Below are 12594 nucleotides of genomic sequence, written 5' to 3'. Positions count from 1 at the left end.
CTACCCCTACCAATAAAAATCATGTCTGCATTCAGCAATGCCAAATTTAGTTCGCTGTCTAGTACAACTCATATTTCATCAATTGACAGGGCAGTGAACCATTGTAGACAGAAATTCGTTGAGACGACTTTAGCCCGATCGCTTGCCCAAGCTCCTTATTACCGCTCAGCACAAACGCCGTCCAGCCTTTGAAACGCTGCTTCAGCACGTCGCCCAACTGTTTGTAAAATGCGCCCAAGTCAGGGGCGCTCAGCCGTTCGCCATAGGGTGGATTGCACAATAAAACGCCGCTGTCTGCCGGGGCAACCACATCAGACAGTTCGCTTTGAGAGAACCAGACATGATCCAGCACACCGCAGTTTGTGGCATTGGCGATCGCCTGCTCGATTACCTCTGAGTTGCGATCGCTGCCCCAAATCGGCGCAGAAAGACTCTCTTGCTGGCTATCCTCAGCCTCTTGGATCAGTTGCTCCAATAAAGCAGAGTCAAAATTAGACCAGGTTTCAAACCCAAAGCGATCGCGAAATAATCCTGGTGCGATGTTAAGTGCCTTTAAGCTGGCTTCTAGTGGCAAGGTGCCCGATCCACAGAGTGGATCGTAAAATGCCTGCTCTGGCTGCCAACCGGAAAGTTGGATCAATGCCGCCGCCAGAGATTCCTTCAGGGGAGCCGCTCCCATCGCCGGACGATAACCTCGACGATGCAAACTATTTCCAGAACTATCGAGGCTAACCGTACACCCTTCGCGATCGAGATGTACATTAATCCGCACATCCGGCTCTTGTAACTCGACATTCGAGCGATCGCCCAGCGTTTTCTGTTGCTGATCCACAATCGCATTCTTGACTTGCAGCGCGGTGAAATGTGTGTGATTAAGCTGCTCCGTTTTACCCGTGGCAGTCACCGCCAGCGTCCGATCGGGGGTTAAATGCTCTAGCCAATCGATCTCCTGAATGCCGCGATAGAGATCGGTTGAATCGTCACAGGGAAACTGATGGAGCTTGACCAAAATACGAAACGGCAACCTTGCCCATAGATTAACGCGATAGAGCAAGGCGCGATCGCCCGTGAAACTGACTCCACAAAATCCGGGCTGCACTGAATCAGCCCCTAGCTGCGCTAATTCTTGAGCGGCGATCGCTTCCAATCCGCGTGCCACTGTTGCAAAATACTGATTCATCTCCGCTGATCGCTGAAAGGCACTGCGCCTAAATAGGTATTGGATAACGCTACCATGCGCCTGAATCGGGCGATCTCAATGTATCTACAGAAAAGTAAAGCGATCTCGTTGAATAAACAGTGCATTACAGGAACATAGATCATGGCTAATTCAATCAACCTCGTCTAAATCTATACTTTTTCGATTTCTAAGATTCGCTTTCCAATCCATTCGCTGATTGTAGGGACGACGGCGTTACCAAGGAGTCTCCCTCTACGACCGTCCATCCGGGAGGAAACCCCATAAGCCTCTCCCACTCTGTCCACGTCAAGTTTCTCGCCACACAGTATTGGTCGGTCTGAATGACCTCCTTGATGTCCTCCAGTTTGGGCACGTAGCGTGGGGCAGATGCTTTTGACCATGGTGTACCCAAAGCCACCCCGACGTTGTACCACAAGCGGATTGTCTCCGAAAGCGATTTGACGAAAACTGGATCTAGCTTTCGTTTTGCTCGATTTTCTCGACGGAGTATCCCTAGACAGTTCGCTGCTGTCAGCAAAGAAGTGATAGGCACGTTCGGATCTAAAACTTGCGATAAAGAATACTCTATCTCTGTCGTGGGGTAAGCCCGTATGGAAAGCGTTACACGATAACCATCCCCCCAAATACCCATTCTCTTCGAGCGTGTCGATAACTGTCTCAAGAGCGGTTCCTTCTTCTGCGGAGAGTAGACCCGGCACGTTTTCCATGACCAACCACGTTGGATGAACTTTTCTAACCAAGTCCATAAACGTGAAGAATAGCCCACTTCGGTCTCCGGCAAGTCCTTTTCTATCTGTGTTTGCGGTACTAAGGTCTTGGCAAGGCCATCCTGCACACCATAATTCAGAGGCAGGGATAGTTGCTGGGTTGAGGGTCGTAATATCGTCATGTAAAGGTATATGCGGCCAATGGCGCTTAAGAATCTGTTGACAAAAAGGATCTATTTCACATTGAAATACAACGTTCATTCCTGCTCTTTCCAAGCCAAGATCAAAACCGCCAATGCCTGCAAAGAAGGAAGAAACGTGCATATGAACTAAATATAGAGTCTAAGTTGTGGCTAATCATAAATGATTTACTCACTAAAATAGTGTAGACGAAAATCGTCTACGGAACTTTGTCGTTCTAACTAACATCTCGTTAAGTATTTGAGGTGTTGGTGGTGGACGAAAAGCAGAATATTAGTGGATTAAGGATTCGCCAGGTTAGATTGCAGCATGGTCTAGATCAAGTAGAGCTAGCTGCTGCTCTCAATGTTGACTATGGAGTCAAGCTTGAACAATCTGATGTTTCAGAGATTGAACGTCAAGTACGATCAGTAAAAGACTACGAACTTGATGCAATCTCAAGAGTTTTGGACATCGACCCGATATGGCTGCTTCGGGGAGATAGCTAATGACTAAAGAGCGAAAAAGTCGGGGAAGGCAAAAGTTTCTGCCCTTGGCTGCCATTAATGAACGAGAGGTGATAGGAAATATTAGGCGTGAGGATTGGTTGAAAGAAGTTTTTCAGGGATTTGTAGCTCCCAGTGAAGCAAATAAATCATATTACCGAGTGCTTTTAGAAAAGCTGTGGCCCTTAGAACATGGTATTCCTGGTCCCCGTGTACGAGAAGATGAACTAAGAGAAGCGATCGAGCTTTTTAGAAAAAGTCAGCACTCAGGAAGTAAGCCCTACAAATCTTATGTAGATGTTTTTAGACGCTTGCGAGAGCTGCAAGGAGAGGAAGGGGTTACTGGGATTGCGCGAGAAGGTAAAACATATCAACTCGTAAGTTTGTCTTTGAGTGAAAAAAGAGTTCCACGAGTTAAGCTTTCTGATGCAGACTGGCGACAAATTCTTGAAAAGTACCAGCATAGATGCCCAGTATGTACCCGATCAGAACCGGAAGTCCGATTTCAGCAAGACCATAAAATTCCGCGTACTAGGAGCGGAAGTAATGAGTTAAGCAATTGGCAACCTCTATGTGATGAGTGCAATAACTTCAAAAGTACGTCGTGTCGTGGATGTCAGCTAGAATGTGAGAAATGCAGTTGGGCTTTTCCTGAGCAATTTGCTCCACTCCGTTTATCCTCAGATAATATTTCTAAGTTGAGACAACTTGCTAGTAACACCAACTCAGATCCCCATGATTTACTGAATCACATTGTTGATGACTTTTTTTAGACTCCATCATAGTCTATTCGGGTTCATTCACAGAGTTTGACGGTTTCCTAAAATCGGGGTGCAAGTTGTTGGTTTGATGCCAATCCAAGCCCAAACCTTGGCGGCTCATATGGTCGCGCACTTGAGATATTAGGTTTTTCGAGGCAATATCTTGAGGCAACAAACCTGGTTGGGGACGGGTCGCCAGCCAACCCGCGATCGCCCCAGCCGATGCGCCAATACTCCACTCGCCTTGATGTATCCGGGTCATGCCATTGGCAATATGCGTCACTGCAATGCCTTTACCGCCAATCAGCAGATTATCGACTCCACGCGGAATCAGTCCTTCAATCGGAATCAGAGTCGGACGTACCTTTGTCTCTAAAGCCGGGGCACTGGCTGCTTCACCATCGTCTTCTGAGTTGCGATATCGACAGCCGTGAATATCGATACTGTAGTGAACCCTGGCGATCGCGGTCGGGCTAAGATCACGAGATCCCGGCAGATCAATTCGCAAGTCTGCCTCACGCACGGCAAATTCACGCTGGTTGTATGCCTTGCGTCCCACAATCCGCCGCCCTTCGCGGATATAGGGCACCATACTCAAACCGGATTCAGTATGCAAAGGGGACTCCGTGCCCGACAAATAAGTTAAGGGGAGTTGTTTGGCGTGGTTTTCTAGCAGCCAGTGGGCAAACAGCAGGGCGTGATTTTCTCCATGTCGCAGTGCCGCGATCGACAAGCCGCCCAGCCAGTTTTGCCGCTGCCCTGATTTGTCAATGTCCGTGTCGCTCAAAATCAGCGGCGGGTCCATAAATTTCCAGTCGTTGCCGCGATTCCAATTCACTAGGGTCATGTCGCCGGGTGAAGGGGTTGAGGCATAGGGATCACCGGGATTAACGCTAACAATGCGGCGATAGTTAAAAAAGCTGCGTCCTGTAAAAACTGGGAACCCTTGCAAATCGTAGTCTTTACGATGTTCTTCTTTGGAGTAGCCGGATTCTAACTGAATCAAGGTTTGCAGGCTAGCCCCTTGATCATCTCGAATTGCCAACACAAACGGAAAGGTAAATGCTTGGGTGCAGTCTTGATTGTCTTGGCGGGAGGCGTTGCGTTCACCAGTGGTGGCGATCGAATCGGAGCCGAGGCGATGGGGAACCCCTGCCCAACCCACTAGCTCCGTGGTGTCGGTGGCATCAATCACCATCATTGTTTTGCCGGAGGGAGCTTCTAACCGAATCGGCGTTTTTTCAAATTCATCCGTAGAACTCCAGGCATACCATTTTGATAGTTCGGCTGAAAATCGCCCTTTGGGTAAGTAATTGGGATCGCGGGGAGTACGGCGCACCGCATGAATGGCAGTCACAAGCCGACCGCTAGCATCAAAGTCTGCCCCTTTAAATGCGGTGGCAACACTCCAACGGCTGTTGGGCGATCGCGTGGCGGCGTTTTTCAAAAGCTGCTCTGAGGCAGAAGCTCCGGCTCTGGGCGGAAAGCACAAGATCCCCACCCAACAGCTATTGATTTCATCCACGCGGCGATCGCCTGCCAAATTCGTCCAGCTTGGCAGTTGCACAATCTGCTTCGCCAGCAAGCGCTTAAAGTGCATCCAGCTTTCAGACAGGGTTTCAGCCGCTCGCATTGCCTGCGATTCATCCAGTGCTGAAACTCCTTGAGAGCTAATCTGCCCACCCAACCAGGGCGTTAGCTCAATCAAACAAGTCGTAGCGCCAGACTGCATAGAATGAGACGCAGCAGCAACTCCACCGAGTGATCCGCCAATCACGACCACATCACATGTCCACACTTCTTTGGCAGTGGGCAAGGGGGATAGGTGCGGTCTGCCGTTGCTGGCAAAACCGCCCTCGCTGTAGGCAACCGATTGAGCCGACGCATCCGGCGATCGCTCAAGTCCAGCCCGAATCATACCTAAACCTGTGCCAATAAAAAAGCTTAAGCCCAACGCAGCAGCGGAAATCAGCCAGACGGGTTGACCGGCAATTTTTCTGCGCCCTAGCCTCACTGCGCTCCGTACCGTCAGAGCAGTGAGTTGAACTAACGCGATCGCCAATCCACGTACAATTTTCTTGAAAACCCCTGGCTTCCCTCTGCGCGCCGATCTGGGTCGATTTAACTGCGGCGATCGCCCAGACAAATCAATCCGACGTTTTGAACGATTTCGGTTCACAGCAACACCAGACGATGCTAAAGGCTTCATCCGAGCAGCCTGTTGACGAGCCGATCGAGCCGATGACTGTGGCTTCACATCAACATATCCCAGTCACATAACAACGAAGACGTTGTAACACACTCCCCGCGTATTGCTACATTTTTTTGAAAAACCAATCGGATCACGGGTTTCAAATCAGGGGCGATCGCGCTTCGGTCAGGTTTTGCGATCGCCATATCATAGTCGTGGTTTAACGAGAAGTAGCTGTAGCTTCTCGCAGTTCAGAGTAGGGTTTCGGTGCAGCCACACGCAGCACTTTTTCTAGCAGCCAAGGCGCAAGGCGATTTCCCCATACGGCTAAATGACTTTGCCAACCGACTAAAATCTCTGGAGAATCTCTAGCTAAGCCGTCTACTAAGGCTTTGGCAACCTGTTGTGGAGTCATGGGAATCACCCAGCGAAACCACTGCAAATCCCGCACCATATCGGTATCAGTCAAGGACGGCAACAATGCGGTGACTTTAACATTGTGGGCTGCCAGTTCCCCTCGCAAGGCTTGAGTAAAGCCCAAAATGGCAAACTTGGTAGCAGAATAAGTCGCCATCGTTGGAGCCGCAACCTTGCCCATCAAGCTAGACACATTGACGATCGCGCCTGTTTGTTGCTTCACCATCCGCCGTGCCACAAATCGAGTAATGGTATATAGCCCGATTAGATTGGTCGATATCTCTTCCTGGACATCGGATAAGCGAGACTGCAAGAAAGAGCTTTGGTGAGCCACTCCCGCGCAGTTAATCAATAGATCAATGGGTCCATAATTGCGCCAGACTTGAGCGATCGCAATGTTGACATCAATCGGGTCTGTCAAATCCACGGCGATCGGCACCGCTTCCACACCATAGATAGCCACTTCAGCCGCCACTTCTACCAACCGTTGATAATCGCGTGCCACGAGTAAAAGGCGCTGCATTCCATGTTTTGCAAACTCTAGGGCGATCGCCCGTCCAATACCGCGAGAAGCTCCCGTGATCAGAGCCGTCTTGCCTTGTAAATGCATAATTAAACCTCCAGAATTGAGGTTTCACAATGGGTTGATCGCTTGTGTTAAAGCCGTTGCTAACAAGCATCAACATCAACCCACAGCAAAACAAAATAGGAACGTAAATGATTGCGAAATGAAGTTTTAGAGAACTCTACAGATTGATTTCAGGGAACCTGTGATTGCGAGTTAACCTAACAGTGAGCTTAAAACAGGTGACACAACAAGGAAAATATTGTTGAGCAAATAGTACAAATCAAAGCTATAAAGCGCATTCATAGGATTTGTATGGCTGTTTGCGTAACGTTCTTTAGCCGTTCTGAGACTTAACGAATCGGTAAAGAATATTGAGTTGAGACGAGCATGGTGCGACACCTCCAAGAGCAAATATGAGGCAACTGTTTACCAGAATGACCTTGCCTGCATACCCTAACAAGGGGATCAAAAGGCTGCAACATTTCTTAGTCAAATATCAATAGTTTTACATTTCTACATATGAACTTCAGGGAGTCTATTTTCTGAAAATCAGCCATCTTTTGAAGGATAAGCCGATTGCTAGGCTGATTGAGCTTAATTTAGGGATGTTATTCAAACAAAAGCACAATGAGAAAATCAAACTGGTCTGTTGATGTAACTCAGGATGCGATAACTCAGGATGCGCTTCAATCCAAATGGCTTAGTGAGGTGCTACGAAACTGCCAGGGCTGTTACGGGCTGGTTGGGGTGAGGGCTGGTTGGGGTGAGGACTACTTGCTCAAGGTTTCGCTGGGATTAAGATGTGGTTGCCCTAGAAATAACCGTCATTGAATTGACTAATTGACCTTGCCTAGGCGATCGAACGGATAAAATCGCAAAATGGCACGACCAATGATGTTTTGACTCGGCAAAAAGCCCCAAACATGAGAATCATTGCTGTTGGGGCGGTTGTCACCCATGACGAAAAATTGACCAGGCGGAACTTTCACTGGTTCCAATAAATAATTGGGCGGGGCGGCAATATATGGCTCTACCAAAGCTTGATTGTTGACATACACCTTGCCGTTGAGGACGTGAACCGTTTGACCCGATGTGGCAATAATCCGCTTGATGAATGCCTGATCTTTGGCAAACCCTAAGTTCTGGAGTTGCGGGGGCGGCTCGAACACAATAATGTCGCCAAACCTGGGCGGATGGAACCGATAGGAGACTTTTTCAACCACTAGGCGATCGCCGACTCCCAGCGTTGGCACCATCGAATCAGAAGGAATAAAGCGTGGCTCCGCCACAAATACGCGAATCAGCAACGCCAGAATCAGGGCAATAAACAGAATTTGAAAGTTATCCCACCAAATCTGACCGGGAGATTTGCTTGCAGGAATCGGCAGGGATGGTTTTGGCTCAGAGGTCTTTTCGGAATTCATAAATTCTATTGTCGCAAGCCTAGGGCACAGAGCGCAACTTCTCTAGTATCCGTTGGCATAAAAACGGTATTCTGGAAGGCGTGTTAAGGACAGTAAATTGGGTATGGCAACAATTTTTAGAAATGCTCACCTGCTTGATCCGATGCAGGGTATTGAGGGACGCGGCGATGTGCTGGTGGATAACGGCAAAATTGTGGGCGTGCTGCAAGAGGACTCAGCGATCGGCAAAATTGTGCCCATCTTGGTGCCCCAGTGGGATACCCAAATTATCGATCTAGAAGGAGCCTTTTTGTCTCCTGGATGGATGGATATTCACACTCATGTGTGTAATACTCTGGGCGATTTTTGCCTGTCTGCCGATGATGTAGGCATTCGCTCTGGCGTAACGACGATCGCCGATGCTGGCACCTCTAGCATTCTCACCTTTGATGCATTTCGGCAAACGGCGATCGCAACTGCAAAAACGCGGGTGTTCTCCTTCATGAACCCCTCGTTGCTTTATATTGCCACCTCAGACCTAATTGCCCATCAGCTAGACATTGTTGCCAATCCGCGCAATCAAAATATTGATCGCGCTGCGGCTGTCGTAGAAGCCCACCGAGATGTGATTGTGGGCTTTCATGTACGTCCGGTTCGGCGGACTGGAGAAATCACCTCGCCGCTATTGGAAACTGCTAAAAAACTAGCAGAACTGTTTTCACTGCCGCTGCTAGTGCATTTAGGGCATTTTTCCCAAGATGAAGTGGTGCCAGCTACCGAGCTATTGCCTCAGCTAAAAGCGGGAGACATTGTGACCCATTGCTTTCAGCCCAACCATGCTCTATTTGATCAGAATCAAAACCTACTGCCTGCCGCCAAAGATGCCATCGATCGCGGTGTGTTGTTGGATGTGGGATACAGCAATGCAGACTGTTCGAGTGAACTGGCAAAAGCCGCGATCGCTCAAGGCATCTTGCCGAACATTCTTTCCACGAATCTCAACCGTTCCACTGTGGCAACCGCCGACAGTTTAGCCGCCGTGATGACTCGATTTGTGAATTTAGGGCTATCGCTCAGCGAAGTGGTGGAACGAGTCACCCATCAACCCGCCGCCGCGATCGGCCAATCCAGTCAGCTAGGCGGCTTTAAACCCGGTCAGTTGGCAGATTTCACCATTTTTGAATGGAATGATGAACCTGCACCCTTGAAGGATGGCAGCGATAAGACAAAAACAATGCCGCAACGATTAAAGGTAAAAGGAGTTTGCCGCAGTGGAGACTATTTTCACATTGAGCGATCGCCTTTCGAGACACAGTTACAGCCAGTGACGTAATCCAGTTTTGTGTTTCTCATACAGGGGGTGGCTGCTGTGGCAACTTTACAATCCTTTAAACCTGTTTAAGTTTTCGTGATCGCATAACCAGATAAAGTCAGAGATGAACTAATAATCTGTGAGTTAGCAGATCAACCCAAATAACTATGGGAGAACACAAGCGGCTAGGAATTTTGACCAGCGGTGGGGACTGTGCAGGCTTGAATGCAGCTATTCGAGCCGTGGTTCACCGGGCAGTCAACTCCTACGGTTGGGACGTTTTAGGAATTTATCAGTCTACCCACGGGTTGATGGAGCGCCCTCCCCGTGCTGTCCATCTGACCCCAGAAAAACTAGATCCCTTGTTGCCGGCGGGGGGCACTATTTTAGGCACTACCAATAAAGGGAATCCGTTTGCGTTTCCCATGCCCGATGGCAGTTTGCGCGATCGCTCTGCGGAAATCATCGCGGGCTATCACGAGTTGGGTTTAGATGCACTGATCGGTATCGGTGGTGATGGCAGTCTGGCAATTTTGCAGCGGATCGCTCAGCAAGGCAATTTGAATCTGGTGGGCATCCCCAAAACCATTGATAACGATGTGGGTGTAACTGAAATGTCGATCGGCTTCGATACTGCCGTTAGTATTGCTACCGAAGCGGTCGATCGCCTGCACTTTACCGCCGCCAGTCACTCGCGGGTGATGATTTTGGAAGTGATGGGACGGGATGCCGGACATATCGCCATTAGTGCGGGTATTGCAGGCGGAGCAGATGTGATTCTGATTCCAGAAATTCCCTATACGATTGCCGGCATTTGCCGCACGATTGAGCGTCGTCAAGAGCAGGGCAAAAACTACTGCCTGGTGGTTGTGGCTGAAGCCGTTCGCACGGAAGCAGGCGAACCTATCACCGTGTCTAATGATTCTGAGCATTGCCGTTTGGGGGGAATTGGACAATATCTGGCAGAACGGATCTGTGACGCTAGCGGAGCCGAAACTCGCGTTACGGTGTTGGGGCATACTCAGCGAGGCGGCACCCCTTCTTTCCTCGATCGCCTGCTGGGTTCAACCTTTGGTGTAGCAGCCGTGGATCTAGTGGCAGAAGGCAAGTTTGACCACATTGTCACTTGGCAAAATCGTCAGATCAAAAGTGTGCCCATTAGTGAGGCGATCGCCCGATATGCGGCTGTCAATCCAACAGGTACTCTAGCCAAAACTGCACGGGGACTGGGAATTTATTTGGGAGATTAAGCAGCAAAGCTGATTGAAAAAGCTATATCGAACCTTACAAAGATTCAGATAGTCATTGCTCACTCACCGATAAATGGTGAAGAAAACCAATGCGATCGCTGAACAACTGATGTCGTAATCAACAGTTTGCAGATTGACTGGGCAGTGCAATAAAGCGATCCCCTTGTGTCTCTTGCTCCTCAAACTGCATGAGATTGCAGTACCTCGGCAACGGGGTGATATTCCTTTCTTTATATTAACTGACTCAATTTTCAGCAAGCTCCGATTCCACAGCTTGTAACCTTGGGTGAACAGGTTTTTTAGCATAGCTTCACTCTGGAGCTAGACTACCAGAAAAAATGAGTTCCAATCCTGAAAGGTATAAGCTAGTTGACGAAGTTCTGGAAACAGTGAGTGAGAGTCGATGAACCCTGAGCAAATTCAGCATGAGAAACAAGCGATCGTCGAGCGATTTGGCGAATGGACGGCTCACAATATTTATTTGGCTAGTGGCGTTTACACCATTGGCAATCAGATTGTCGGTGATGAAGTCAAATTGAGGCGCATTACCCAACTCGTTGTAGATATCGCGAAAAAGCCGCTGCAAGAATTGCGAGTATTGGATCTGGCTTGCCTGGAAGGGTTGTATGGCATGGAGCTAGCACGACATGGAGCAGAAGTCGTTGGTATAGAGGGGCGGGAAGCCAATTTAGCAAAAGCGCAATTCACAAAGAAGGTGTTAGATCTCGATCATTTAACGTTGATTCAAGATGATGTGCGAAACCTCAACGTTGAACAGCACGGCTACTTTGATGTAGTGCTTTGTCTGGGAATTCTTTATCATCTGGAAGTTCCCGATATTTTTCTATTCCTAGAGCATCTCAGCCAGGTGTGTCAGGGGTTTGCCGTAATTGATACGCATGTATCTGTGGTGGCAGAGCGATCGCACACTCACAATGGCAACACCTATTGGGGGGCAAGCTATCAAGAACATGCGCCTGAATCAAATCTGGATGAACGCGCTCAAGATCTATGGGCATCGCTGGATAATGTCACTAGTTTCTGGTTTACTCGTCCATCGCTCTACAATATTTTGTCGCACTTAGGGTTCACCTCCATTTATGAATGTCACTATCCATCTGAAGTTGGGAAGCCAAGCGATCGCATTACACTATTAGCCATCAAAGGGCAACCGCAACCGCTGCACTCTGCTCCGCTCATGGCCGATCAATCGATTCCTCCTCTGCCAGAGTTATCCAATCCCCCTATTCAGTCTGGCTTGCAACCCCCTATCCATGAAGCACCGAGCCACAAATTTTCGATGCGATCGCTTATGCAACGGCTCAAAGTGCTGCTAAATGGATGACATGTTGGCGATCGGCAGTTATGACAAAACCCTGCCGGGAGTGATGATTGAGATCGCTAACAAATTTGACGGTCTGGTTTTTGCTGATTTTTTTCATTGCTAGAGCCGCGCGATCGCTGCTCAATTGATGCAGTAGTTTATGGATTGCAGGATTGTAGATAAGGCGATCGCATTTGGGAGCATCTCAAAGTGGTAAAAACAATCAAAATTCGAGTTGACCATTGAGATAAGCACAGCGCACAGACAAAACTTTCGGGACGTTTTCTGCTTTCCACTGTGCTCCAGTTAGTTTTAGTCGGGCATCAATCTGCTTAATGGACGATTCAACGGCTCCAGAACCAATTGGGATGCCCTCTGCCTGGAAATAAGCATAGTTGACAATCCGTTGACGATGATGGTTCGACTAATTACAAAACTTACGAGCTTGGTCAAGCTTACAGTCTTGGAAGAGTGCCTTGGCTTCATCGATACCGCCTTGCCAGAGCCAAGCCTCCGCTTGATGCAGTCGCTTGATAGAACCACCGACTTTGAAGAGATTCTCTTTGAGGTGATACCAATCTAGAATTTCCAAACGCTCAGACGGTGTCTTCACCGCCTCAAAGACATTCCAGACTCCATCATGCCCATCCCCTAAACAGACGAGCGGAGTGCATAAAGGCTGGGTATTGAGCCAGTCAGTTAGTCCTAAATTCGCTTGGAACGTTGCACCATAATAGAGTCCCTCCACTCGCGCACTTTTGTACTCCAACCAGT

At 48.7% G+C, this 12594-nt stretch carries 10 protein-coding genes and 2 pseudogenes; 5 read left to right on the top strand and 7 right to left on the bottom strand.

Going from position 1 to position 12594, the window contains the following annotated elements; genetic code table 11:
• Positions 1 to 58 precede the first annotated feature (58 nt).
• The 3 genes and pseudogenes from AB3R30_RS00060 to AB3R30_RS00050 all read right to left on the bottom strand — a co-directional run.
• Positions 59 to 1180, bottom strand: coding sequence for a THUMP domain-containing class I SAM-dependent RNA methyltransferase (locus AB3R30_RS00060; RefSeq protein WP_458647086.1), 1122 nt, complete (start codon positions 1178 to 1180; stop codon positions 59 to 61).
• Between the two features lie 170 nt (positions 1181 to 1350).
• Positions 1351 to 1614 (bottom strand): hypothetical protein, encoded by a 264-nt coding sequence (locus AB3R30_RS00055; RefSeq protein WP_458647374.1) that lies wholly within the window; start codon positions 1612 to 1614, stop codon positions 1351 to 1353.
• Between the two features lie 96 nt (positions 1615 to 1710).
• Positions 1711 to 2232, bottom strand: a pseudogene (locus AB3R30_RS00050) (DNA cytosine methyltransferase); the annotation flags it as partial.
• A 128-nt stretch (positions 2233 to 2360) separates the two neighbouring features.
• Here AB3R30_RS00050 and AB3R30_RS00045 point away from each other — a divergent pair.
• Entirely contained in the window at positions 2361 to 2597 is a 237-nt protein-coding gene (locus AB3R30_RS00045) for a helix-turn-helix domain-containing protein (protein WP_458647085.1), read from the top strand.
• Entirely contained in the window at positions 2597 to 3367 is a 771-nt protein-coding gene (locus AB3R30_RS00040; protein WP_458647084.1) for an HNH endonuclease, read from the top strand. Before AB3R30_RS00045 ends, AB3R30_RS00040 begins: the two co-directional genes overlap by 1 nt.
• Before the next feature lie 13 nt (positions 3368 to 3380).
• On the opposite strand, the gene AB3R30_RS00035 is transcribed toward AB3R30_RS00040, so the two are convergent.
• From AB3R30_RS00035 to lepB, 3 genes are all read right to left on the bottom strand, one after another.
• Positions 3381 to 5612 (bottom strand): FAD-dependent oxidoreductase, encoded by a 2232-nt coding sequence (locus AB3R30_RS00035; RefSeq protein ID WP_458647083.1) that lies wholly within the window; start codon positions 5610 to 5612, stop codon positions 3381 to 3383.
• A gap of 154 nt (positions 5613 to 5766) precedes the next feature.
• Positions 5767 to 6573: an SDR family NAD(P)-dependent oxidoreductase gene (locus AB3R30_RS00030; protein WP_458647082.1), complete on the bottom strand. Its 807-nt coding sequence runs from the start codon at positions 6571 to 6573 to the stop codon at positions 5767 to 5769.
• A gap of 794 nt (positions 6574 to 7367) precedes the next feature.
• On the bottom strand, positions 7368 to 7955 hold the full coding sequence (gene lepB / locus AB3R30_RS00025; RefSeq protein ID WP_458647081.1) for a signal peptidase I: 588 nt from the start codon (positions 7953 to 7955) through the stop codon (positions 7368 to 7370).
• Between the two features lie 103 nt (positions 7956 to 8058).
• On the opposite strand from lepB, the gene AB3R30_RS00020 reads away from it, so the two are divergent.
• The 3 genes from AB3R30_RS00020 (at position 8059) to AB3R30_RS00010 (ending at position 11841) form a co-directional block, all read left to right on the top strand.
• On the top strand, positions 8059 to 9267 hold the full coding sequence (locus AB3R30_RS00020; protein WP_458647080.1) for an amidohydrolase family protein: 1209 nt from the start codon (positions 8059 to 8061) through the stop codon (positions 9265 to 9267).
• Positions 9268 to 9413: 146 nt separating this feature from the next.
• Entirely contained in the window at positions 9414 to 10496 is a 1083-nt protein-coding gene (locus tag AB3R30_RS00015; RefSeq protein ID WP_458647079.1) for an ATP-dependent 6-phosphofructokinase, read from the top strand.
• Positions 10497 to 10899: 403 nt separating this feature from the next.
• A complete protein-coding gene (locus AB3R30_RS00010) occupies positions 10900 to 11841 on the top strand; it encodes a class I SAM-dependent methyltransferase (RefSeq protein ID WP_458647078.1) in 942 nt (313 codons plus the stop codon).
• A gap of 202 nt (positions 11842 to 12043) precedes the next feature.
• On the opposite strand, the pseudogene AB3R30_RS00005 reads toward AB3R30_RS00010, so the two are convergent.
• Positions 12044 to 12594 (bottom strand): annotated as a pseudogene (locus AB3R30_RS00005) (ISKra4 family transposase); the annotation flags it as partial.

Source organism: Sivoneniella epilithica UHCC 1019, from assembly GCF_040830845.1.
Lineage (GTDB): Bacteria > Cyanobacteriota > Cyanobacteriia > Leptolyngbyales > Leptolyngbyaceae > ULC077BIN1.
This window is presented reverse-complemented; position numbering and strand designations above follow the sequence as displayed.